Consider the following 23,687-nt stretch of genomic DNA (forward strand, 5'->3'; position numbering starts at 1 on the left):
ACGTGAAACCCGCCCCCGCCGCAACCCCCTGCCCCCGGGCCAGTACCACCCTGGCAACTGGCAACTGGCAACTGGCAACTGGCAACTGGCAACTGGCAACTGGCAACTGTCACCCGCTTAACGGTTCAGGAACGTGCGGTTGCGGTTCAGCTTCAGGTCCTGCAGCAGCGACGACTTGGCGCCGATGGTCACGTTGAAGCCCTGGCGGGCGCCGAACAAATCAAACCACTGCCCCGAAATCTGCCAGCAGTGCAGGTCGCGGAAGAAGTCGAGGTTGGTAAACGACACGTTGCGGTTGGTGAAGTCGTAGCCCGTGCTGTAGCCGATGCGCATCTTGTCGGTGAGCTTGAGCTGGCCCTGCAAGCCCAGCGTCACCACTGACCACGAGCGGGGCCGCGGCTGGCCGCGGGGCACCGGGGCGGGGTTGGTGAAGCTGGTGTTCAGCGAGGCGTTCAGCGACCAGGGAATGGTGAAGTCCACGTAGTCCTCGTAGGGGTCCACGGGGTTGGGGTTGCCCAGCTCGGGGTTGTTGGCCGGGGCCACGCGCGGCTCGCGGTCGGCGGCGCGCTTGCTGCGCTGGTTGCTGTCGAACTGGTAGGTCAGGTTGAAGTTGGCGCGCTCGAGGCGGGCCAGGCGCGGCCGGGCCTGGCTGATCAGCAGCTGGTCGTAGGGGCGGCCCAGGGTATCGCGCTGGTAGAGGTTGAAGCTGGCGCCCACGTTCAAATTCAGCTTCTGGGCCACCTGGGTGCGCATGTTCACGTCGATGGGCTGCCAGTTCAATGAGTCGCCAATAGCGGCAAAGTCGTAGCCGCCGCGGAAGTCGAGCCCGTCGAGCAGACTCACTTTCTTGAAGGGCTCGGTGCCGGTGGTGTCGCGCTGGTTGCGCACCTTCATTTCCACCTGGTTGGTGATGCCGAACGAGAGGCGGCTGGAGCGGGTGCCGGTGGGTACGCCCCCACCCAGGCCGGCAAAGCGCGAGAAGCTGCGCTTGCCGTAGAGGCGGCCGGTGGCGTCGGTGAGGTCGCCCAGGAACAGGCTGCGCTCATACAGCCGCTCGTTGGCCGTGTAGTTGGGCGAGTAGCTGTAGTCGATGCTGGGGGAGAGGCGGTGGCGCAGGGCCTGAATCTTGCGCGTGCCCTTGCGCACCACCGTGCCGAACAGGTTGGTTTGCAGCGAGGCCCCCGCCGAGTAGCTGCCCACGGCGTAGAAGCCGCGGGTGGTATCTACGCGCACAGCCTGGGCCTCGGGCAGGTACTCGTAGTTCAGGCGCTTGAGAAACCAGGCCTGGCTGTAGCGCGCCGAGGGCGTGAAGTTGAGGTGCTTCAGGATGGGGTAGTTGCCCAGCGCAATCTGGAAGTTGTGCTGCAGGTCGGTCTGGCTGTTGCGCAGCAGGGTGCCCAGGTTGCCCAGGCGCACCGGCACCTGCCGCGAGGTGGCGCTGCCGCCCAGCACCGGCAAACCACCCTCCAGGTTGCGGGCCGCAATGGTGTTCGACACCCGGTTCTGCCCCGTGAAGTCGTAGCCCACCGAGAGCTGCTCGAACCACTTGCCGCGGGCGGGCAAACCCAGCAGGTCGTAGAAATACTGGCGGGCCACGCCCAGGGTCACGCTCGGCAGCGTAGCGCTGATGTCGCCGGTCTGGGTATTGAGCGTCTGGTTGAGCACCACCGAGTAGTTGATGGGCAGGTTGCGCAGCTGCTTGGAGTAGTTGATGGACGAGTTGAACGAGGGCGTGAGGTAGTTGCGCACGTTCAGCGAGTTCTGCTGGTTGTAGGCCGCGGCCCCGGTTTGCACGCTGGCCGAAAAGCGGCCGCCGCCGGGGCGGGCCACCGGGTTGTGGCTCCAGTTCAGCCAGAAGGTGCGCGGCTTAAAGGTTTGCAGCGGCGCCACGTCGGGGCTCACCGCGCCGCGGGGCAGCAGGGGCTGGCCGGGCCGCTCGGCGTAGTCGAAGCTCAGGCGGCCGTCGTAGGTGTAGCGCTTGCGGTAGGTCAGCTCGGTGGTCACGTTCCAGCCCCCGAAGGCATCGGCCGCGCCGGAGTAGATGTCGCCGGTCACGCGCACGCCGATGTACTCGTTGGCCGCCCAGTAGTAGCCGCCATTGCGCAGGAAGAAGCCCCGGTCGATGGCCTGCCCGAAGGTGGGAATGATCAGGCCCGAGGCACGGCTCTTGCCCGGGGTGGGGAAGTAGCCGAACAAAAAGCCCAGAGGCGTGGGAATGTCGCCGATGATGAGGTTGAATGGCCCGGTAACCACCTTTTCCTTGGGTATCACCTTCATCTTGCTGGCGTTGATGAAGAAGTGCGGATGCTCCAGATTGCAGGTGGTGTAGCGCCCGTTGCGGCCGAAGATTTCGTTGAGCTCGTTTTTCTTTACCACCCCGGCGTGCACGAATCCCTCGCCCTGCTGGGTAATGGCGTCGGTGATGCGCCCGCGCTTGGTTTTGAGGTTGTAGGCAATGCGCCCGGCCTGGTAGGCCTCGGCCCCGCTCTTGAAGAAGGGACGGCCCTGCACCTTGCCGGTGGAGTCGGCCTGGCCCTCGGCCGTAATCAGGTTCTGGCCGTAGTTGACGGTGATGCGGGCCGCCTCCAGGTTCATATCGCCGTAGTTAATGACGGCCTCGCGGTAGAGGTCGGCCACCCGGGTCTGCACGTCGAAGCGAATCGAGTCCTGGGCCTTGTACTTGACGGTGGTTTCGATGTCGCCCTTGGGGCCGCCCACGCCCACGCGCAGCGAATCGGGCGAGCCGCTCACGGCCACGGCGGTATCGGGGCGGGCCGCCGCGGGCCGGGCCGGACGGGCTTGGCCGGGAGTTTGCTGAGCCGCGGCCGTCAGGCTTAGCAGCAGGGCGATGCCCAGCAGCAGCCCCCGCCAGCGCGTTCCGGCGCCGGCAGTCCTGTTTTCACCCAATAGCGCAACGCCCTTCACGCAGATTTATTCGCTTATTTTGTGGCTAAGTGTGCAAAAGTAGCGGGTTAGCGCCCCATCTAACGAACTCCGTGCGGAATATTGTCCTTCTTGGCGCCGTCCTGCTGGCCCTGTTTTCGGGCCCGGCGGCCAGCGTGGCCCAGGAGCCCGCCTCCGACTCCCTGCATACCCCGCCGCGCCGCGACACGCCGGCCGGCTACCGCCTGCGCACGGTGGTGCTCGACGCGGGCCACGGCGGCAAGGACCGCGGCTGCGCCGGCCGCTCGGCCCGCGAGGCCGACGTGTCGCTGAAGATCGTGCTGGAGCTGGGCCGCCTCATCGAGGAGCACCTGCCCGACGTGAAGGTGGTGTACACCCGCAAAACCGACGTGTTCGTGGAGCTGGCCGACCGCGCCGGCATTGCCAACCGGCACAACGCCGACGTGTTTATCTCGGTGCACTGCAACGCTGGCCCCGCCGCCGCCCGCGGCACCGAGGTGTGGACCATGGGCCCGCACAAGACCGACGCCAACCTGGACGTGGCCAAGCGCGAAAACGCCGTTATTCTGCAGGAAGACAACTACAAAACCCGCTACAACGGCTTCGACCCCCGCTCGCCGCAGAGCCACATTTTGTTTTCGCTTTACCAGAGCGCCCACCTCGACAACTCCCTGCGCCTGGCCGCCAAGGTCGACCACGAGTTCCGCCATTCGGTGAAGCGCCACTCGCGCGGAGTCAAGCAGGCCGGCTTCCTGGTGCTGTGGAAGTCGACCATGCCCTCGGTGCTCATCGAAGCCGGTTTCCTGACCAATCCGGCCGAGGAGCAGTATCTGAACGATAAGTCGGGGCAGTCGTATATGGCCTCGGGCATTTACCGGGCGTTTCGTACTTACAAGCAGGAGCTGGAGGCCATGAACACCGCCGACTAGCTGCTGTTGCCTGCCCGGGTGTTAGCTTGGGCCCGCGCCCGGCGCCCGCCGTATCCTCTCACCCCTCTTGCCCCGCGCTCCTGTGTCTAAAGAAGCTAAAGTTGCCCTGCTGGCCATCGTCGCCCTTGCGGCCTTGTTCGTCGGCTTTAAATTCCTGAAAGGCAGCAACGTTTTCTCGTCCGATAAAACCTACTACGCCACCTATGCCAGCGTGGAGGGGCTGCCGCTGTCGGCGCCCATTCTGCTCAACGGCATTCAGGTGGGCCAGGTGCGCGCCCTCGATCTGCAGCCCGAAAAGGGCAACAGCGTACGGGCCTCCCTCGATATTCGCAAGGATATCGTGCTGGGCGACTCCACCGTAGCCAGCCTCAACGGCTCGTTGCTGGGCTCCAAAACCATTGTGCTCATTCAGCACGGCCCCAACTCCAAGAACTTCGAGGGCGGCGAAGAGCTCAAGTCCTACACCGTGGCCAGCATCACCGACGCCTTTCAGGCCAAGGCCCTGCCCGTGCTGGGCACCGTCGACTCGACTTTGCTGAAGGTGAACAGCTTTCTGAGCAAGGAAGCCCGCATCAGCCTGCAGCAGACCCTGCTCAACGCCCAGGGCTCGACCGAGGCGCTGCGCAACCTGCTGGTCATGAACCAGCGCAACGTCAACCAGATTACCGCCAACATGGCCGAGCTGACCCGCTCGCTCAACGCCACCGAGAAGAAGTTCGACCGCCTGGCCGACAACCTGGCTTTGATAACCGACACGCTGAAGGCCGCGCCGCTGGCCAGCACCGTGCGCCGACTCAACACCACCGTGGGCGAGGCGCAGATAGCCATGAAGTCGCTCAACCAGTCGCTGACCAGCACCAAAGGCTCGCTGGGCAAGCTCATGAACGACGACTCGCTTTACACCAACCTGAACGCCACCGCCGCCAGCTCCAACGCCCTGCTCATCGATCTGAAGGCCAACCCCAAGCGCTACGTGCACTTCTCGGTGTTTGGCGGGGGCGGGAAAGAGAAGAAAAAGAGCGAAACCGAGGTCAAGAAAAACGGCAGCGTGGAACGCGAAACCAAGACCATTACCCAGACGGGTGACTCGGTGGTGAAGCCCTAACGCCCCTGCGCTTTACCTGACCAGAATGAAAAGCCCGCGCCACCCGGCGCGGGCTTTTTTGTGGCTGAAGCACGGCAAACTCCTCTCCTTATTTGAAGGAGGAGACGCTTCGGCTTTAGCCGGAGCAGGGGTGGTTTTGTCGGTGCTGATGCCTGGGGCATTCGGGTAGGTTTAGCCCGCAGAGGGCGCAGAAGCTTCCGCAGAAGGCGCTGAGCTGTTCTGATCCAACCAACGTCTGCTCCTCCTGAAACCAAGAGGAAACGACCTGCCTTCACGCCTCCTAACGCTCGTTAGGCTGATGCCCGAAATCAATTACCTTTGAACTGCTTCCGCCCCGGCGGTTTTTCCCCGTTTTCCACTGCCTCCGCTTTCCCCGTGAACCAACCCGCAGCCCCTTCCCGCCAGGACCTCGAATTCAACAAAAACGAAGACAGCAACAAGCAGCTTTCCTTTCAGCTGCGCCAGCGCCTGAAGAAGGTGGAGCTGGGCGGCGGCGAAAAGCGCATTGCGGCCCACAAGGCCAAGGGCAAGCTCACGGCCCGCGAGCGAATCAGCTACCTCATCGACAAAGGCTCGGAAACCGTCGAAATCGGCGCGTTTGCCGGTGAGGGCATGTACCCGGAAGAAGGCGGCTGCCCGAGCGGCGGCGTGGTGGTGGTTATCGGCCACGTGCAGGGCCGCCAGTGCGTCATCGTGGCCAACGACGCGACGGTGAAGGCCGGGGCCTGGTTCCCGATTACGGCCAAGAAAAACCTGCGGGCCCAGGAAATCAGCATCGAAAACAAGCTGCCCATTATTTACCTGGTCGATTCGGCCGGCGTGTACCTGCCCATGCAGGACGAGATTTTCCCCGACAAGGAGCACTTCGGCCGCATCTTCCGCAACAACGCGGTAATGTCGTCGATGGGCATTGTGCAGCTGGCGGCCATCATGGGCCCCTGCGTGGCCGGCGGCGCTTACCTGCCCATTATGTCCGACGAGGCCATGATCGTGGACGGCACCGGCTCGGTGTTTCTGGCGGGCTCCTACCTGGTGAAGTCGGCCATCGGCGAAAGCATCGACAACGAGACGCTGGGCGGGGCCACCACGCACTCCGAAATTTCGGGCGTAACGGACTACAAGTTCCAGAATGACGAGGAGTGCCTGGACCACATCCGCAACATCTTCGACAAGATGGGCGGGCAGGCCACGGCCGGCTTCTCGCGCAAAGCCCCGCAGGCGCCGGCCCACGACGAAAAGGAAATCTACGGCCTGCTGCCCTCCGACCGCGTGAAGCCCTACGACATGATGGACCTTATCCATCGTCTCGTGGACAACTCGGAGTTTGAGCCCTACAAGGACCTGTACGGCCAGACGCTGATTTGTGGGCTGGCGCGTATCGACGGCTGGGCCGTGGGCATCGTGGCCAACCAGCGCAAAATCGTGAAGAGCAAGAAGGGCGCCATGCAGATGGGCGGAGTCATCTACTCCGATTCGGCCGACAAGGCGGCGCGCTTCATCATGAACTGCAACCAGAAGAAGATTCCGCTGGTGTTTCTGCACGACGTATCGGGCTTCATGGTCGGCTCGCAGTCGGAGCACGGCGGCATCATCAAGGACGGGGCGAAAATGGTCAACGCCATGGCCAACTCGGTGGTGCCCAAGTTCTCGGTCATCATCGGCAACTCGTACGGGGCCGGCAACTACGCCATGTGCGGCAAGGCCTACGACCCCCGCCTGATTGTGGCCTGGCCCACGGCCCAGCTGGCGGTGATGAGCGGCGCGGCGGCGGCCAACACGCTGCTGCAGATTCAGGTGGCCTCGCTCAAAGCCAAGGGCGAGCAAATCACGCCCGAAGCCGAAAAGGAGCTGCTCGACCGCATCAAGGCCCGCTACGAGGAGCAACTCTCGCCCTACTACGCGGCGGCCCGCCTCTGGGTCGATGCCGTGATTGACCCGCTGGAAACCCGTCGCGTCATCTCCCAGGGCATCGAAATGGCGAATCACGCACCCATTGAAAAGCAATACAACGTGGGGGTAATTCAGGTGTGATAACCATTCTGCTGGAGAATGAGCCCCAGTTTCGGTGGCAAACTGATGTAGACAACCTGCTGCCGGTAATTCGTCTGCAAGTTGAAGAGTTGAACTGGGTTATTTCTAATCTGGAATGCTGGCACCTCAAAGACGTTGTGCCAGCGGTGACAGTTTGGGGAGAACAGATGGAGCACTACTATTCATACATAGTGGTGCCCGGCAAGACGCTGTACGACACTATCGTCGGTAAAGACCTCCAAATAGTGTGGGGTGTTTTTTGCGGCGTACCAGGCAACGTGCCAGAACTGTCAAAAGACGAAGTCCCGTACGCTGATGGGAATCGAAAGCTTTGGACTGAGCCCGAATCATTCCAACTGGCTTATTCTGAAATAGAAATTGTGTGCTTCGATAGCTCCGCAACTATCGTAAAGTTTCGGGATGAAGAGCTGGGTCGTCAGTTTCTGGAATCATTCCCGGATGGAGAGATTATGCGAGGCTCTGCGGCTGAATAGAGTTTTGTAAGCTGCCTGACCTACTTCGTCACTGACAATGGACAAAGTCTATTCCTTCGACTGGTACGACGGGGTAAGAGGCGGGGTAGCTACGTACAACGGGCAGCCCTGCTACTTCGAAAGTCAATGCGTGGATATCTATTCGCAAGGCGTCGACTGGTTTAAGTTGAGCCCGATATCAGAGGAAGTCTTTAAGCAAGAAATTGAGCAGTGGGCTTTGTGGCGCAAATACGAAGCTGCCTTTCATGCGGGGCAGATTGGTATTGAACAGCATCCTTTCTTGCCGGAAGACAGGGAAAGAGGAGAGGAGCTAAAAAAGCAGCTTGAGTATCAGCTTGTAATTAATGAGCAAAATTTCATGATAGCCCAAGCTGAGTTTCTGGCTTTAGATGAGCAGATACAGCAAGCTGAGGGAGCTGAATTGGAGGTGCGTTGGACTATTCTTGTTGCACCGCCTTCGGCCAGCTGGCGCGCCAGCTACAATAGGTAACTTGAAGTACTCCGCTAGTTTGGGTAAGCAGGCGCTTGTCAAACCAGAATTCACTGCACTAAAAATCTGCCCAGGCAATGTCTCGCTCACGCCGCCGTAACCCCATTTTAGCCGTAACCAACGCCGACTCGGAGAAGCAGAATAAGCGCGACGCCAACAGAGTGCTACGCCGCAAAGTGCGGCAGGGACGCCTTTACCTGACGCTGCGCGAGGTGAGCAATGTGTGGGGCTTCGATAAGGATGGCAAACACTTTCAGCGCAGTGCCGAGGCTAAGCGGATGCGTAAATAGCGGCGCTGACCTCAGGCTACTGATGCCCGCAGCCACAAACGCCCCGGCCACCCAGCCGCACTAAATCAGCAACCCCGTGAATCTTAAATCGGCTATTCAGAGCTTGTTCAGTCGGGTGCGCTCATCCGCCAACGCCATCATCTCGCCCGAGTTTATTCCGAACAACCCTGGCGAGTGGCAATACACCTCCAACGACTGGCGCATTACCCGGCGCACCCACGTAGCGACACCCTTTACCCGGGACGGCTTGCAGCAGTGGCAAAACAAGAAGTATACCCATCTGCGGTTGCGGGCCGACGATGCCCGGCGGCTGTACCTGGAAATTCGCTACACCTGGCCCGATGACGTGTATTACAGCCTGCACGAGCTGCAGGCCACCGAAGCCGAGGCCGCGGAGCGAGGCGGCGTGTACCTGGCGGAGTTTGCGCTGGCCGACGACGGTTCGGCGGAGCTGGTTGTGCAGCAGGTGCCGGCAGTACTGGGCTACATCTGCTTTAAGCTGGAAGGCGTAACCACGGAGGAACGCCAGGCCCTGCGCAGCCTGATAGCCGACCAGTACTGCCTGTAGCCTTGCTGTGGGGCGGCGCCTTGCACCGGCCCAACCCGATTGCAGGCCCTTACAGCCACAAACGCCCCGGCTACCCAGCCGGGGCGTTTGCTTGCTAACAGTAGCTAAGCATTGGTCACGTTCTAAGCGCGTCCTTCACTGCCCCAAAGCTCGGGCGCGGGTGTGAAGCCGGTGTTGCCGGCGCGTGATGCTTGCGTGATGGATGCTGGGTGCCAAGTCAGCCCGCCATCAGGCACGCATTTAGCGCAGCGTAACGCGTGCCCAGTTTTGCCGGGAGGCTGCGCCTCCTCCGCCAGAACGACTCTGTGGCCAAACGGCCCAGCCCTGTCTTGCCGCTGGAGCGGCAGGGGAGGCCCAGCTTCCACCTCATGCCGGACACGCGCGTTACGGCTTCGCCTAACGGTATTGCTCGGCGGCCTGCTGCTTGTTGCTGAATCCAACCGAAAAACTCTGGAAGGTCCAGACAAGATTGTTTTTGCCCTCCGGAGTTTTCCCAATGCCCCAAACAAGGTTAATTGGACCGTCCGGAGTTTTCTCGATGCCCCAAACAAGGTTGTTTCGGCCATCCGGAGTTTTTCGGTGGCATAAAACAACCTTGTTTCGGCCACCCGAAGTTTTCCGGAAGCCTGAAACAAGGTTGTTTTTGCCACCCGGAGTTTTCCGGGGGTATAAAACAACCATTCTTCAGCCAACGAGAGTTTTCCGGTTGGCTGAAGAATGGTTGGACAGGGGAGTGAAGGTTTTTGGATGGTGCGGAGGATGACGAAGTGTAGGCTGACTACCGCGAACAGCAAAAGCGGCGGAACAGCCGAACCTGGTGCCCGGCCGCCTACCTTCGCTGCGATGAAAACCCTCGTACTGCTGGCCGGCCTCGCGCTGACTGTTGTTGCTGCTTCCGGGCAGGATCTGAAAAAGACTGCCCGCGAAGTGGCCGCCGCCCGGCCCAAGCCCACGGTGGAAGTGATGGTGCTCGGTAGCACGCATTTCGGCCAGAACAGCTACAAAAACGCCCCCACCGGCGACCTGCTCAGCGCGCCGCGGCAGCGCGAAGTGGCCGAGATAAACCGGCTGCTGCTCAAGTTCCGGCCCGACCTGATCATGATCGAAAATACCCCCGAGGAGCAGCCCGGCGTGGACAGCCTCTACGCGCTCTACCAGGCCGGTAAGGTTGAGCTGAAAGACCTGGAGTACGGCCGCGCCGAGCGGTTTCAGTTTGGCTACCAGCTGGCCAAAACCCTGGGCCACCCGCGCATTTTCGGAGTCGATTGCTACGAAAGCGTTTCGAACCGCATTCTGACCCAGGGCGACAACATCGAGGAATTTCAGCGGGAAGCCGGCAAGTTCTCGGCCCTGGGCAAGGAGCCCGATGCGGCGTTTCGGGAGCGTAACCTGCCGCTGAAGGACTTTCTGGTTTTCCTCAACGACCCCGCCGTACTCGACTTCACCTACCGGGTAATGTTCGTGAACCCGGCGCGGGTGCAGCACGGCCGGTTTGCCAACCCGCCCGCGCAGTACGTCGACACGGCCTTCGTGAACCCGCGCTACATCGGGGCCGAGTACATTTCGCTGTTCTACGAGCGCGACCTGAAGGTGTACTCCAACATCGTGACCACCCAGCAGCGCGAAAAAGGCCGGCGCATCCTGGTTATCATGGGCCAGCGCCACGCGGCCGTGCTGCCCAAAATCTTCGCCCACGACCCTCAGTACAAGGTGGTGCCCGTGGGCAGGTACTTGCGCTAGGCAGCGCTTGGCCATAACTGCCCGGAGTGGTATACTTGGTAGTCCGGCCCCGGCCGGGAAGGTCAACCCCAGCCCTCAGTGCCATGCAGCTTTCCGCCCGCGTCAGCAGCCGCTACCAGCAGCACGAAGTTGAAGTGCAAACCAACGGCGTCGCCAAAACCCTGACGCTGGTGCCCAAGCCCGAGGGCTACGGCTCGGTTGTAAACGGGGGAGAGCTGCTGCTGCTGGCCCTGGCTACCTGCTTCTGCAACGACCTCTACCGCGAAGCCGCCCGGCGCGGGTTGCTGCTGGATGGGGTAGAGGTGGAAGTAACCGGCGAGTTTGGCGCCGCGGGCGAGCCGGGCCGCAACTTCCGCTACCGCGCCCGGGTGCAGTCGGGCGCGCCCGCCGCCGCTATCGACGAGCTGATTCAGCACACCGACCGCGTGGCCGAGGTGCACAACACCCTGCGCCGGGGCCTGGAAGTAGTGCTGCAGCCGGCCACCGACGAGCCCGCGTGAGTGCGGGCCGGGCTGCCCGGCAAAGCGCAAAAGCCCCGGCTCCCTTTAGACCGGGGCTTTGCTTCAGCATGCGGGTAACACCCCGTCGGGTGGCACTTCACTCACCCCAAAGCTCGGGCGCAGAAATGACTGGAATGTTACCCCGGCGTTACGGTTTCGGTACCGGCATTCCGCCAGTTGCTTTTGGCTCGCCAACGGCGGGTTCGGGCCGGGTGAGGCGGCCGCATTTCGCTTTCTTTGACGCCGCTTGCCCGTCGCCGGCCCCTAGTGGGCCGCGGCGCGCCAACTGACCGAGCCGATGAAAACCGAGAAAGAAAAGATGCTGGCCGGGGAGCCGTACCTGGCCTACGACCCCGAACTGCTGGCCGAGCGCACCCGCGCCAAGCAGCTGCTGCACCGCCTCAACGTCACCGAGTACCTGCTCACCGATGCGGCCCGCGCGGTGCTGCGCGAGCTGCTGCCCCACGCGCCCCGCAGCCTCTACATCGAGCCACCCTTTCACTGCGACTACGGCTACAATATTCACTGCGGGGAAAATGTGTACTTCAACGTCAACTGCGTGGTGCTCGACGTGATGCCCGTGCACATTGGCTCCCACGTGCTGTTTGGGCCCGGCGCGCAGCTCTACACCGCCACCCACCCGCTCGATGCCACCGCCCGGCGCACGGTGGAGTCGGCCCGCGCCATCACCATCGGCGACGACTGCTGGATCGGGGGCGGGGCCATCATCTGCCCGGGCGTGACCATCGGCCACCGTTGCGTCATCGGGGCCGGCGCCGTGGTCACCCGCGACGTGCCCGACGACTCGCTGGCCGTGGGCAACCCCGCCCGCGTCGTGCGCCGCCTGTAGCAGTTTTTCCTCAGTACACCTTGTTGCGCTGTTTTGCGCCAGTACCTGCCTCAACTATGAAAACCTGGCTTCCCGAGCGCCTGGCCCTGCGCGCCCTGCTGCTGATTCTGTCCCTGGTAGTGGGGTTTCACCTGCTCATTCTGCTGGGCATCATTCCCTATAGTATTGTGTGGGGCGGCCGCCTGCAAAGCCCAGAGCAGATGTACCGCTTCGAAACGGTGTCCATAGCGCTGAATTTGCTGATGCTGGCCGTGGTGGCGGCCCGGGCCGGCTGGCTGCCGCTGCGGCTGAATCCCAAAATTCTGGCTACGGCCCTGGCCGTGATGTGCGGGCTGTTCGCGGCCAACACCGTGGGCAACCTGTTTTCGACCAACGGTTTCGAGCGGGCCTTTTTTACCCCGCTTACCCTGGTGCTGGCTGTGCTCAGCTACCGGGCTGCGCTGGGCCCCGCGCCGAACGCGGCCCGGCAGCCCGAGTAGGGCAGGTGCGCCGGTGGGGCGGGTGAATTATGCCGCCCCGACCGGTGTTACCGCAGCCGGAGCCGTATCTTTGAACTTATCCCGCATTCCCGGGCCGTGCCGCAACCCGGCACGGTTCTGCTTTTAGGCATGACCAATAAAGAAATCAAAGCCCTCATTTCCCTGCTCGACGACGCGGAGGTGCGCCCCCACGTGGAGGGCCGCATTCAGGAGCTGGGCGAAAGCGTGATTCCGTTTCTGGAAGAAGCCTGGGAAGAAACCCTCGACCCCGACCAGCAGCACCGCCTCGAAGAGCTGATTCACGACCTGCAGTTTGCCGGTTTGCAGGAGCGCCTGCGCGTGTGGCGCGATTCGGGCGGCGAAAACCTGCTGGAAGGCATGTGGCTCATCAACTCCTACCAGTATCCCGACGCCGACCTGCAGGCTCTGAACCGGGCCGTGGAGCAGCTGCGCTACGAGGCCTGGATGCTGCTGTTGCCGCAGATGGGACCGGTCGACATTGTGCGGGCGCTCAACCACGTGCTGTTCAAGGTGCACCGCTTCTCGGCCAACACCCAGAACTTCCACGCCCCGGCCAACTCCATGCTGCACCTGGTGCTGGAAACGCGCCGCGGCAACCCGCTCACGCTGTGCGTGATTTACCTGCTGGTGGCCCAGCGCCTGGGTTTGCCCGTCGCGGGGGTAAACCTGCCCAACCTGTTCATTCTCACTTTCCGCCCCGAAGCAGAGGCCGACGAAGACCCGTTCTACATCAACTGCTACAACCGCGGCCTGATTCTGACGCGCACCGACATCGAGCACTACGTGGCCCAGCTCAACCTGCCGGCCAACGCCATCTTCTTCGAGCCCTGCTCGCACCTCGACATCGTGCGCCGCGCCCTGCGCAACCTGGCCGTGAGCTTCGAGAAGATGCAGGAGCCCCAGAAAGCCGCCGAAATCGGCGTGCTGCTGAGCATTCTCACCGACGAGCCCGGCACGCCCCCGGCCCGCGCTGCCGAGGAGGAAGCCAGCGACGAAGCGCCCGAAGAATAGCCCCGCCGGCCCGGTTCCCACGCGCCCAACTACCCGCAAACGTTCGCGCCGCAACGCCTCCTGATTCCACCGGAGAAGGGAGGCATTGCGGCGCAAACGGGTTTTTTCGATCGGTCAGGTACTACTTTTTAATCAGGCAGCCCGAGGCACGCTTTTCCACCAGTCCGGTGCTTTTGCCGGCCAGGGCCGCGTCCAGCGCCACCTGCAGGTAGCGTTCCTTCACGTAGCTTTCTACCTGCGGGTTGTCGTCGATGGCGCCGCGGTAGCGCAGGCTGAAGCCGCCGGACGCCGGCAGCAGCACCACGGCCTCGGGGGTTTTGCTGACGCCCAGCAGGGTGGCCGCTTTCTGGCCCTCGTCGGTGTACTGGCTCAGGTTCGCGGTTTCGGCCTTAACCTTGATTTTGTCGGCTCCGGCGGCGGCGGGTGCCTGCTCCAGGTTGATGGGCGCATTCACAAACAAGAACTGCACACCCTGGCCGGCGTACTGGCCGGCCAGCGCCTGCAGGCGGCTTTCGTAGAGCTTGGAGAAGGGGCAACTGCCGTTGACGAACACCACTACCACGGCTTTCTTGCCGGCAAAGGAGCTCAGAGCCACGGGGGCGTTGTCGCTGCCGCGCAAACTGAAGTCGGCCACTACGCCCGACTGGGCGCGGGCCGAGGAAACGGCCACCGTGGCGGCAATGAGCAGGGCAGCGGCAAGAAGTGAGAGGCGGCGAAAGGACATAGGAAGGGAAAAATCAGCGGGAATGGCTCCAGGTCAGCACGCAGTCGGGGCCGAGCTGCTCGTAGCGGATACAGTGCTGGCTGGGAGCCGGGTCGGTGAGCAGGTGGCCGGTAAAGGAGCCTTGTTCGTGACGGGTGTAGGAGTCGAGGTGAATGTGCTCCTTGAACAGCAGGCGGCGGCGGCTGTAAAGCTTGTAGAGGGTTTCCTTGGCGCTCCAGTTCAGACTGTACTTCACGTCGTCGTCGCCGGCGTCGGCCAACTCGGTTTCGGTGAGGAACTTGGGCGCCAGCAACCGGGCTTTGGGGCGCACTAGTTCAACATCTATGCCAACGCGCCCCGAGGTCGTGAGCAAGGCCGCCACCCAGGGCCCCGAGTGCGAAAGCGAAACGCCGAAATCGGGCAGGCCAGCCAGCAGGGGCTGATTAGTGGCCTCGTCGTTGCGCACGAAGGCGGGCGTAGCCGTCAGTTCGGGCAGCAGCGTGTGCACCAGGGCGCGGCCCGCCAGCCACTGCCGCGGCCGCTGCGGGTCGCGCCCCGCGGGCAGCAACCCGGGGTAGCCGCCGGCTGCCGGCAGCGCGGCCAGCAGCTCGTCGGCCGATTCGCTGAGCTGCCACAGCCCCAGCAGGGTCTGGCCATCGGGTAGGGGAGTGAGGCGGTGCAGGGGCATGAGTAGGAAACGAGACGGGCAGTACGTGGGCGGTAAACGGAACGGCGGGCCCGGAAGAGGGCCTGCGCCACAAACTAAATGGTGCCGCTACGGCCCAAGTTGCGAAAAACGCGGGCAACGCGCCGGAAAGCGGCTGGTTCCGGGCAACGGCGCAGGCCGTACTTTCGCGCCGCCGACTTTCCCGGCCCTCACGTTTTCTCCCCGGCATGAACCCGCTCCCCCGCCCGCAAGTACAGAAGCTGGCCTCGCTCACCGGCCACCGCGACTGCGTGTACGCGCTGGCAGGCAGTGCGGCCGACGATGCCTTCTTCTCGGCCGGGGCCGATGGCCTGGTAGTGGCCTGGAGCGTCGACGCCCCCGAGCAGGACGGGCAGCTGGTGGCCCGGGTCGAAAACTCGGTGTACGCCCTGCGCTACCTGCCCGAGCGCGACCTGCTGCTTGTGGGCCACAACTACCAGGGCGTGCAGGTCATTGCCCTGGGCGAAAAGCAGCTGTGGCGGGCCACGGCCCTGCCGCCGGTGGCCATCTTCGATCTGGCCTACTCAGCCCCGCGCCAGCGCCTGTACGTGGCCCTGGCCGACGGCACGCTGGCGGTTCTGCGGGCTGCCGACTTCAGCCTGGAAAAGCTAGTGCGCGTGGCCCACAAGAGCCTGCGCTGCCTGGCCCTGCACGAGGAGCGCGGCGAGCTGGCCATCGGCAGCTCCGATGCCACCGTGCGCGTGCTCGACGCCGACTCGCTAACCGTGCGCCACACCCTGAGCGAGGCCGGCAACTCGGTGTTCGGCCTGGGCTACAGCCCCGATGGCCGGCGCCTGTACGCCGCCGGCCGCGACGCCCACCTGCGGGCCTACGACGTGGCCGCCGGCTACGCCGAAGTGCTGACGGTGGTGGCCCACCTGTTTGCCATCAACCACCTGACGTTTAGCCCCGACGGGCAGCTGCTGGCCACCTGCAGCATGGATAAAAGCATCAAGCTCTGGGACGCGGCCAGCGGGCGGCTGCTGCGCGTGGTCGACCGCGCCCGGCACGCGGGCCACGGCACCTCCGTCAACCGCTTGTTTTGGTCGGGCCGGCAGAATCGGTTAGTTTCGTGTAGCGACGACCGCAGCCTGGCCGTTTGGCAGGTTAGCAGTACCGAGTAGTTGGTATCGAGTAGTAAGACGCGCGCTTGGTAAACCCTTGGTGGTTTTCGCCAGCCGGTCGAGTTTCTACCCTTGGCTTACTACTTCATACTCTGTACTCAAGACTCCACTCATGAAAATCACCCCGCTTGATATTCGGCAGAAAACCTTTGAGCGCGCCTTTCGTGGCGTCGACAAAGACGAGGTAGACGCCTTTCTGCTGACGCTTTCGCAGCAGTGGGAGCGGCTCACCGACGAAAACCGGGAGCTGCGCCGCCAGCTCGACCAGGCCCAGCACGACGTGCAGAAGATGCGCGAGGTGGAAACCTCGCTCTACCGCACCCTGAAAACCGCCGAAGACACCAGCACCAGCATCGTCGACCAGGCCCAGAAATCGGCCGAGCTCAAGCAACGCGAAGCCCAGCTGCAGGCCGAGCAGCTGCTGGCCGACGCCCGCCAGAAGGCCCGTCGCGTGGTGGACGAGGCCTACCAGCAGGCCGAAAAAGCGGTGGCCGACATGCAGGCCGAGGTGAACACCCTGGGCCAGGAGCACCAGCGCTTGGAAAGCGTGCTCGACACGCTCATGCGCGACTTGCAGCACCTGGCCGCCGGCGTGCAGGAGAAAGTGGAGAAGGCCCAGCAGCGCCCCCGCGGCTCGGTGGCCGCCATCCTTTCGCGCGCGGCCAGCGTAAAGGTCAACCGTGAGGAACCCGCCTCGCCCCAAACCGAAACGCCCATGTTCGTTCACTCGCCGTCCGCTTCTTCGGCCGCGGCCATTCCGGCTACCTCGGCCACGGTCGGCGCCGCTCTGGCGGCCGAGCCGGCCAGCCGCCCCATCGGTCCCCAGCCGGGCCAGCAGCCCCAGCCCGGGGAGCCGGCCCACACCCCCGGCCCCGACATCGACCCGCTGCGCCCGCACGAGCACCCCGGGGTGGCCGAGCCCTCGCGCATTCATGTGCCCGAGCCGGCCCGCGTGCCCAGCCCCGATGCGCCCACGGTGGAGCCGCCGCGCCCCGATATTCAGCCGGTGAGCCCGCCCTCGCCCGAAATTACCCCGCCCACGCCGCAGCCCCATCCCGGCCTGGCCGCGGTGCCCGCCGTAGCCGAAGCCGAGAAGTCCTTCTTCGACGAAATCTAACCGCTCCTGCCCGGCTGCCGCGCCGCCAGCCAGCGGGAAGCCTGCCCCTCGGGGCGGGCTTTTTCGTTTCCTTTGCAAGGCCCGGGCCCCTGAGTTGATAAACCATCGTTCCAGCCGGTCGAGCTACCCTATCACCATTTCACCCCCTCACCCCATGGGCCAGATTACGCTGGAAGGACTGGAGTTTTTTGCGTTCCACGGCTACTACGACGAGGAGCAGAAAATCGGCAACAAGTACGGCGTCGACCTGAAGGTGCGCACCAACCTGTACCGGGCCGGCGCTACCGACCTGCTGCCCGAAACGGTAAACTACGAGGTGCTCTACAAGCTGGTGGTCGAGGAAATGCAGGCCCCGGCGCGCCTGCTCGAACACCTGGCCCACCGCATCATCGACCGCGTGCTGCACGAGTTGCCCCACGTGCGCCGCGTAGAGGTGAGCGTATCCAAGTTCAATCCCCCGCTGGGCGGTATCTGCCACCGGGCGCGCGTTACGCTCAAGCGCAAGCGGCCCGCGCCGGCCCTGTAACTTTTCCAAAGCCCGCATACCCGCCCGCCGCCTGCCCCGCGCAGCCGGCGGGCGTTGCATATGGGGCAGGTTCGGATCGGCGGCTTAAGGTAAATCGGGTGGCCGGCAACGCAGCCATTGAACTGATTCAGCGTCTGCTAACTAGTTTGACGAAATATTTCGTAGCCAGAGCTTGACAAGTACGAGGTGTTTCGTATATGTTTGGGTTTACGAATGACTTCGTAGCGTAACCAGTTTTGTGTGATGGGAAAAACCAACGTACCGCGCCCGACGGAATCGGAGCTGGAAATTCTGCAGGTGCTCTGGCAAAACGGCCCGAGTACGGTGCGCTTCGTGAACGACGAGCTGAGCAAGCGGCGGGAAGTGGGCTACACCACCACGCTCAAGCTGCTGCAGCTCATGCACGAGAAGGGCATTGTGGCGCGCGACGACTCCAGCCGCACCCACGTGTACCGCCCCGCCCTGCGCGAGCAGGAAACCCAGGGCGTGCTCATCGACCGTCTGCTCGAAGCGGCCTTCGGCGGCTCGGCCCTGAAGCTGGTGCAGCAGGCCCTGGGCAACCGCCGCACCTCCCGCGAGGAGCTCAGCCAGATTCGCGACCTGCTCGACCAGATAGACCCCCAGGAACCCCGTCCAACCAATTCCCCTAACCCCGATGAACTGGCTTGAGAACCTGCTGACGCCCGCGCTGGTGCGCGCCGTTGGCTATACCATTCTGCATTCGTTGTGGCAGGGGGCCGTGGTGGCCCTGGCCCTGGCGGGGCTGCTGCTGCTGCTGCGCCGGCACTCGGCCCGGGTCCGTTACTCCGTTACGGCGGCGGCCCTGGGACTACTGCTGCTGCTGGCGGGCGTCACGTTCCTGCGCTATTACCTCACGGCCCCGGTTGCTATTGTCACGGCCGCCGGGCAGGCCCAGCTCTCGGCGGCCGTGGCGCCGGTGGCCGCCGTGGCAAGTAGCCCGGCGGCGGCGCACCCGCTCAGCGCCCAGGTGGTGCTGGCCTACTTCGAGCACAACCTGCCGCTGATTGTGACGGTGTGGCTGCTGGGTTTGCTTACCATGAGCCTGCGCCTGCTGGGCGGCCTGGCCTACGTGCAGCGCCTGCGCCACTACGGCACCCGGCCGCTGGGCTTGGCCTGGCAGCACCGGCTGGCCAGCCTCTCGGCCCGGGCCGGCCTCAAGCGCCCCGTAACCCTACTGGAATCGAGCCTGGTGCGGGTGCCGGTGGTGGTGGGTCACCTCAAGCCGCTGATTCTGCTGCCGCTGGGGGCCGTGGCTGGCCTGAGCCCTGCACAGATGGAAGCCATTCTGGCCCACGAGCTGGCCCACGTGGCCCGGCGCGACTACCTGGTCAACATCATTCAGTCGGTGGCCGAAATCCTGTTCTTCTACCACCCGGCCATGTGGTTTCTGACGGCCACGCTGCGCGCCGAGCGCGAAAACTGCTGCGACGACGTGGCCGCCTCGCTCTGCGGCGACCCGCTGGTGCTGGCCCGCGCCCTGGCTGCATTGGCCGAGCTGGGCCTGGAGCGCACCGTAGCGCCGCGCCTGACCATGGCCGCCGTGGGGCCGCGCGGCTCCCTGCTGGGCCGGGTACGCCGCCTGGTGCAGGGCCGGGGGGCGCCTACTTTCTCGGAAGGTTTCTGGGCCGCCTGCGTGGTAATGATGGGCATGGTGCTGCTGGGCATCAGCGCCGTGACGGCCCTGGCGCACCCGCAGCTGGCCGTCGCGGCCCCGCGCCTGCTGCGCCAGGCTGTGCTGCCGGTACTACGCGCCCCGGCCAGTCCGGCCCCGGCGTTGGTAGCGGCGCTGGCTCCCGCGCCGCCCACCGTGGCCGCCGACGACGATGACGACAAGGACCGCAAGCGCAAAGCCAAGCGCCGGAAGGGCGGCGAAACCCGCGTCATCGTGCTCGACGGAGCCGACGCACCGCGCCGCCGCGGGCAGGCCGGCTCGGTTATCATCGAGAAAGACAAGAAGGGCCGCCTGACCGACCTGTACGTGGACGGCCAGCGCGTGGAAACCGCCGCCCCCGACCGCCGCGGCGGGAAAAAGGACGACGAGCGGGTAGAAGTTATCCAGTTGCCCCAGCCGGGCCGCGGCTACGCGCCCGCCCGCGCCTACACCTACTGGTCCGATGGCAAGTCGGCCGATAAGTACCTCGCGGGCAAGCTGGGCCGGGACTTCGACCAGGCCCGCTTCCAGGAAGAAATGGCGCGGCTGCAGGCCGAGCTGCACCGCAGCGGCAGCCAGCTGCACGCCCTGGCCGGCGGCCACGGCCCCAGCCCCGATACCGACCGCATCGTGCGTGAGGCACTGCGTTCGGCTGAGCGCGGCCTGGAGCAGGCCCGCCTGCGCGGCGACCTGAGCGAGGCCGACAAAGCCAAAATTGAGCAGGAGCTGGAGCGCGTGCGTGAGCAGCGCCACGAGCTGGATGAAAAGCGCCACGAAGCCGAGGAGCAGCGCCGGGAAGAAACCCTGCGCCTGCAGGACGAAGCGCGCGTGGAGCGCGACCGGCTGCGGGCCGAGCGGGACCGGGCCCGGGCCGAACGTGACCGGGTGCGCGCTGAGCGCGATGCCCGCATCCGCAAAGCCGAAGACGACATCATCACCGAGCTGGTAAAAGACGGCCTCATCAAGGACAAGCAGACGTTTCAGTTATCGCTCACGGCCCGTGAGCTGGTGGTGAATGGGCAGAAGCAGCCCGCGGCCACGGCGGCCAAGTACCGCCGGCTGTACGAGGAAGGCACCGGCCGCACCATCAGCGAAACCGGCACGGTGCTGCTCAACGCCAGCGGCGGCAACATGAACCGCATCTACACCAGCAGCTCCAGTTCCGACGGGTTCATGCCCGCGCCGCCGGCGCCGCCTACCCCGCCCACCAACCTGGCTCCCGCGGCACCCAAGGCGCTGCGTGCCCCCCGCGCCCCGCGTCCTCCCCGTGCCCCCAAGGCCGTATTCAATTCCACCGACGTGCGCGCCGCGCTGATCCGCGACAACATCATCGGCGCAACCGACCAGACCCTGCAGCTGCGGCTCAACAGCAAGGAGATGGTAGTGAACGGCAAAAAGCAGCCCGCCGACGTGGCCGAGCGCTACCGCAAGCTGCTGGGCGGCACCGAGGGCGGCAGCATCAACATGAACGTGACCATTACCAACGACTAAGCTCTGAACCCGTCTGGTTTGGTGAGTGAAAAGCAGGCGGTAAGGCCGGCCGGACTCCTGATCCGGTCGGCTTTGTTTTGCCGCTGCGGATAGCACAATTCCAGCATCATAGGTGGCCGCCACAATTAGTTTCGGGGGCAAGCAACGCCCGGGCCGCCGCCTGCATCTATTCGCCCAATCCGGCCCCCCTTCCGGCCTTTTCGCCCCGCTTTTCTGCTCACCACCACTATGCCCACGCGTACGCTGTGTTTGCTGCTTCTGCTGTTGCTCACCAGCGCAGCCCGGGCCGCCTCCGACGACCCCAAACCCGATAAGGGCCTGGCGCCGAAAAAGCAGCTGACGGCGCTGCGCGTGGCCGGGGGCATTAAGCTCGACGGGGCGCTGGACGAGCCGGAGTGGCAGCAGGCGGCCGTGGCCACTGATTTCATCCAGAACCGGCCCAACCCCGGCCCGCCCGAGCGCCACAAAACCGAGGTGCGCATCCTCTACGACGACGCCAACCTCTACATCGGCGCCATCATGCACGACGTGAGCCCCGACTCGATCATGCGCGAGCTGAACGCCCGCGACAACCTGGGCAACACCGATTTTTTCGGGGTGTTCTTCGATACCTACCACGATAAGCTCAACGGCTACGGCTTTATTGTGACGCCCGGCGGGGTGCAGCTGGACGCGCGCTACTCGCCCGCCAGCGGCGAAGACTTCAACTGGAACGCCGTGTGGGACGCCCGCACCGCCTTGCGCGGCACCGATTGGGTGGCCGAAATGCGCATTCCCTACTCGGCTATTCGCTTCAGTGCGCAACCCGAACAGCTCTGGGGGCTGAACTTCATGCGCCAGCGCAAAAAGGAAAACCAGGCGTTTTTCTGGAACGAGGTGAAGCCCGCCGTCGACGGTTTCGTGAACCAGTGGGGCACGCTCACGGGGCTGCGCGACGTGAAGCCGCCGCTGCGCCTGTCGCTGACGCCCTACGTGTCGGGCTACGTCAACCACGACCCGCTGAGCAAGGCGGACGAGCGGCGCACCACCACCAGCTTCAACGGCGGGGCCGACGTGAAGTGGGGCATCAACGAGAGCTTCACCCTCGACGCGACGCTGGTGCCCGACTTCGGCCAGGTGCAGAGCGACAACCAGGTGCTGAATTTGTCGCCCTTCGAGGTGCAGTTCGCCGAAAACCGCCAGTTCTTCACCGAGGGCACCGAGCTGTTTAACAAGGGCGGGCTGTTTTACTCCCGCCGCGTGGGCGCCCAGCCCATCGGCCACTCCGACGTGGAGGGCCAGTTGCGCCCGCGCCAGCGCGACAACGAGGGCCGCATCATTCCGGGCGAGTTTGTGAAGCGCAACCCCGGCACTACCCAGCTGCTAAACGCCACCAAAATTTCGGGCCGCACCAGCAAAGGCCTGGGTGTGGGCGTGTTCAACGCCCTGAGCAACAACGTGTACGCGACGATTCAGGACAGCGCCTCGGGTGCTCAGCGGGAGGTGCTGACCCAGCCGTTCTCGAACTATAACATCGTGGTGCTGGACCAATCGCTGAAAAACAACTCCTACGTCTCGCTCATCAACACCAACGTCACCCGCTGGGGCCGCACCTACGACGCCAACGTGACCGGCGGGCTGTTTCGCTTCGCCAACAAGAAAAACGAGTACGCCCTAGACGGTCGGCTGGTGTACTCGCGCCGCCGCGGCACCGTGTTCGGCTCCGAGGAGCGCATCGGCGACCAGGACGGCTACAAGTACCAGCTGGGCTTCGGCAAAATCAGCGGGGCCTTCACCTGGGGACTGAACCAGGGCATCGAGTCGGACCGCTACAACCCCAACGACCTAGGCATTCTGTTCGGCAACAACAAGATTGCCCAGAACGTGTACTTCAACTACAACAAGTACAAGCCATTCTGGAAGGTCAACAACCTCTACACCTACGGCGGCATCGAGCACTCGCTGCTGTACCGGCCCACCCGCTACCAGAACCTGTACCTGTACGGCGGGGCCAACACCACCTTTACCAAGAACTTCCTGAGCGCGGGCTTCGACTTCGACTGGAGCCCCGAAACCAACGACTTCTACGAGCCGCGGCGCTTTCCGCTGGGCCAGTACTGGGTGCGCAAGCCCGCCAACGGCAACCTGGGCGGCTACATCTCCTCCGACTACCGCAAGAAGGTGGCCATTGACGTGAACGGCGGCCTGCGCGTGTTTGCCGCCGACGACCGGTTGCCGCGCCCGCGCCGCCTGGGCTGGGGCCTGAACGTGAGCCCGCGCTACCGCTTCAACAACCAGCTCAGCTTCCGGTATTCGGCCGAGTGGAGCCTGAGCCAGAACCAAATCGGCTACGCCGGCAGCGTCAGCGCCGCCGACACCGTGGGGCGGCCCCCGCTGCGCGACATGCGCCTCGCCGGCGACCCGCTGCTGGGCCGCCGCCGCGTGGTAACGGTGGTCAACACCCTCAACGGCAGCTACACCTTCAACAACCGCATGTCGCTCACCGTGCGCGTGCGCCACTACACCAGCACCGTCAACTACCACGAGTTCATTCGCCTGCGGCCCGGCGGGGCAGAGGAAGTGGTGGCCTACCCGCGCAACCGCGACAACACCTATAATGCCTTCAACGTGGACGCGGTGTACGGCTGGTGGTTTGCGCCCGGCTCGCAGGTGAGCGTGGTGTGGAAAAACGCCGGCGACTTCTCGCGCGACGCCAACGAGGCCACTCCGCTGTACTTCGACAACCTGGCCAACACCATCAACACCCCCCACAACAACTCCCTTTCCATCAAAATCCTCTACTACCTCGACTACCTGGCCCTGCGCCCCAAGCGCGGGTAGCAGCCCGCAGTAGCTTGCTGAGCCCGTCGGCTGCCCGTACCAAGCGGGTGGCCGACGGGTTGCGTGTTTAAGCCTCCTGGCCCCCGCCGGCTGAGGTCGGTTTAAAGCGGCCGGCG

General features: G+C 64.2%; 21 protein-coding genes. 18 read left to right on the forward strand and 3 right to left on the reverse strand.

The genetic code is table 11. The features are described from left to right. Nucleotides 1-117: 117 nt before the first annotated feature. Nucleotides 118-2,925 carry a putative LPS assembly protein LptD gene (locus ACE191_RS18645; RefSeq protein ID WP_400193752.1) on the reverse strand — a complete coding sequence of 936 codons (2,808 nt, stop codon included), beginning with the start codon at nucleotides 2,923-2,925 and terminating at the stop codon, nucleotides 118-120. Between the two features lie 161 nt (nucleotides 2,926-3,086). Between ACE191_RS18645 and ACE191_RS18650 the strand changes: the two genes are divergently transcribed. The 12 genes from ACE191_RS18650 to ACE191_RS18705 all read left to right on the forward strand — a co-directional run bounded on the left by ACE191_RS18650 (nucleotide 3,087) and on the right by ACE191_RS18705 (nucleotide 13,412). After that, a complete protein-coding gene (locus ACE191_RS18650; RefSeq protein ID WP_400194117.1) occupies nucleotides 3,087-3,833 on the forward strand; it encodes an N-acetylmuramoyl-L-alanine amidase in 747 nt (248 codons plus the stop codon). An 82-nt stretch (nucleotides 3,834-3,915) separates the two neighbouring features. After that, complete coding sequence (locus ACE191_RS18655) at nucleotides 3,916-4,938, forward strand: MlaD family protein (RefSeq protein ID WP_400193753.1); 1,023 nt, start codon at nucleotides 3,916-3,918, stop codon at nucleotides 4,936-4,938. Between the two features lie 375 nt (nucleotides 4,939-5,313). Next, the gene (locus ACE191_RS18660) at nucleotides 5,314-6,969 is read left to right on the forward strand and encodes an acyl-CoA carboxylase subunit beta (protein WP_400193754.1); all 1,656 of its coding nucleotides are present in this window, start codon (nucleotides 5,314-5,316) and stop codon (nucleotides 6,967-6,969) included. Continuing rightward, nucleotides 6,966-7,463, forward strand: coding sequence for a hypothetical protein (locus ACE191_RS18665; protein WP_400193755.1), 498 nt, complete (start codon nucleotides 6,966-6,968; stop codon nucleotides 7,461-7,463). The genes ACE191_RS18660 and ACE191_RS18665 overlap by 4 nt, the downstream gene beginning before the upstream one ends. 37 nt (nucleotides 7,464-7,500) lie before the next feature. Beyond that, the gene (locus ACE191_RS18670; RefSeq protein WP_400193756.1) at nucleotides 7,501-7,953 is read left to right on the forward strand and encodes a hypothetical protein; all 453 of its coding nucleotides are present in this window, start codon (nucleotides 7,501-7,503) and stop codon (nucleotides 7,951-7,953) included. A 77-nt stretch (nucleotides 7,954-8,030) separates the two neighbouring features. Beyond that, nucleotides 8,031-8,243, forward strand: a complete 213-nt coding sequence (locus ACE191_RS18675) for a hypothetical protein (protein WP_400193757.1) — start codon at nucleotides 8,031-8,033, stop codon at nucleotides 8,241-8,243. 76 nt (nucleotides 8,244-8,319) lie between these two features. After that, nucleotides 8,320-8,811 carry a hypothetical protein gene (locus tag ACE191_RS18680; protein WP_400193758.1) on the forward strand — a complete coding sequence of 164 codons (492 nt, stop codon included), beginning with the start codon at nucleotides 8,320-8,322 and terminating at the stop codon, nucleotides 8,809-8,811. A gap of 843 nt (nucleotides 8,812-9,654) precedes the next feature. Further along, on the forward strand, nucleotides 9,655-10,551 hold the full coding sequence (locus ACE191_RS18685) for a DUF5694 domain-containing protein (RefSeq protein ID WP_400193759.1): 897 nt from the start codon (nucleotides 9,655-9,657) through the stop codon (nucleotides 10,549-10,551). Nucleotides 10,552-10,634: 83 nt separating this feature from the next. Then, nucleotides 10,635-11,051, forward strand: a complete 417-nt coding sequence (locus ACE191_RS18690) for an OsmC family protein (protein ID WP_400193760.1) — start codon at nucleotides 10,635-10,637, stop codon at nucleotides 11,049-11,051. A 298-nt stretch (nucleotides 11,052-11,349) separates the two neighbouring features. Further along, entirely contained in the window at nucleotides 11,350-11,901 is a 552-nt protein-coding gene (locus ACE191_RS18695; RefSeq protein ID WP_400193761.1) for a sugar O-acetyltransferase, read from the forward strand. 56 nt (nucleotides 11,902-11,957) lie between these two features. After that, nucleotides 11,958-12,380, forward strand: a complete 423-nt coding sequence (locus ACE191_RS18700; RefSeq protein ID WP_400193762.1) for a hypothetical protein — start codon at nucleotides 11,958-11,960, stop codon at nucleotides 12,378-12,380. A 129-nt stretch (nucleotides 12,381-12,509) separates the two neighbouring features. After that, nucleotides 12,510-13,412, forward strand: a complete 903-nt coding sequence (locus tag ACE191_RS18705) for a transglutaminase-like domain-containing protein (protein WP_400193763.1) — start codon at nucleotides 12,510-12,512, stop codon at nucleotides 13,410-13,412. A gap of 121 nt (nucleotides 13,413-13,533) precedes the next feature. Here the strand turns inward: ACE191_RS18705 and ACE191_RS18710 are convergent, their stop codons facing one another. Both ACE191_RS18710 and ACE191_RS18715 read right to left on the reverse strand, forming a co-directional pair. After that, the gene (locus tag ACE191_RS18710; RefSeq protein ID WP_400193764.1) at nucleotides 13,534-14,136 is read right to left on the reverse strand and encodes a redoxin domain-containing protein; all 603 of its coding nucleotides are present in this window, start codon (nucleotides 14,134-14,136) and stop codon (nucleotides 13,534-13,536) included. Between the two features lie 13 nt (nucleotides 14,137-14,149). Beyond that, nucleotides 14,150-14,803 carry a 4'-phosphopantetheinyl transferase family protein gene (locus tag ACE191_RS18715; protein ID WP_400193765.1) on the reverse strand — a complete coding sequence of 218 codons (654 nt, stop codon included), beginning with the start codon at nucleotides 14,801-14,803 and terminating at the stop codon, nucleotides 14,150-14,152. Between the two features lie 206 nt (nucleotides 14,804-15,009). Here ACE191_RS18715 and ACE191_RS18720 point away from each other — a divergent pair, with 206 nt between their 5' ends. The 6 genes from ACE191_RS18720 to ACE191_RS18745 all read left to right on the forward strand — a co-directional run bounded on the left by ACE191_RS18720 (nucleotide 15,010) and on the right by ACE191_RS18745 (nucleotide 23,571). Beyond that, nucleotides 15,010-15,945 (forward strand): WD40 repeat domain-containing protein, encoded by a 936-nt coding sequence (locus tag ACE191_RS18720; RefSeq protein ID WP_400193766.1) that lies wholly within the window; start codon nucleotides 15,010-15,012, stop codon nucleotides 15,943-15,945. Between the two features lie 112 nt (nucleotides 15,946-16,057). Beyond that, nucleotides 16,058-17,062 (forward strand): DivIVA domain-containing protein, encoded by a 1,005-nt coding sequence (locus ACE191_RS18725; protein ID WP_400193767.1) that lies wholly within the window; start codon nucleotides 16,058-16,060, stop codon nucleotides 17,060-17,062. Between the two features lie 154 nt (nucleotides 17,063-17,216). Further along, a complete protein-coding gene (gene folB / locus ACE191_RS18730) occupies nucleotides 17,217-17,588 on the forward strand; it encodes a dihydroneopterin aldolase (RefSeq protein ID WP_400193768.1) in 372 nt (123 codons plus the stop codon). Nucleotides 17,589-17,831: 243 nt separating this feature from the next. Further along, nucleotides 17,832-18,257: a BlaI/MecI/CopY family transcriptional regulator gene (locus ACE191_RS18735; RefSeq protein WP_400193769.1), complete on the forward strand. Its 426-nt coding sequence runs from the start codon at nucleotides 17,832-17,834 to the stop codon at nucleotides 18,255-18,257. Continuing rightward, complete coding sequence (locus ACE191_RS18740; protein ID WP_400193770.1) at nucleotides 18,244-20,751, forward strand: M56 family metallopeptidase; 2,508 nt, start codon at nucleotides 18,244-18,246, stop codon at nucleotides 20,749-20,751. The genes ACE191_RS18735 and ACE191_RS18740 overlap by 14 nt, the downstream gene beginning before the upstream one ends. A 228-nt stretch (nucleotides 20,752-20,979) precedes the next feature. After that, nucleotides 20,980-23,571, forward strand: coding sequence for a DUF5916 domain-containing protein (locus tag ACE191_RS18745; RefSeq protein WP_400193771.1), 2,592 nt, complete (start codon nucleotides 20,980-20,982; stop codon nucleotides 23,569-23,571). The last annotated feature ends 116 nt before the right edge of the window (nucleotides 23,572-23,687 follow it).

Source organism: Hymenobacter sp. B81, assembly GCF_044628455.1.
GTDB lineage: Bacteria > Bacteroidota > Bacteroidia > Cytophagales > Hymenobacteraceae > Solirubrum.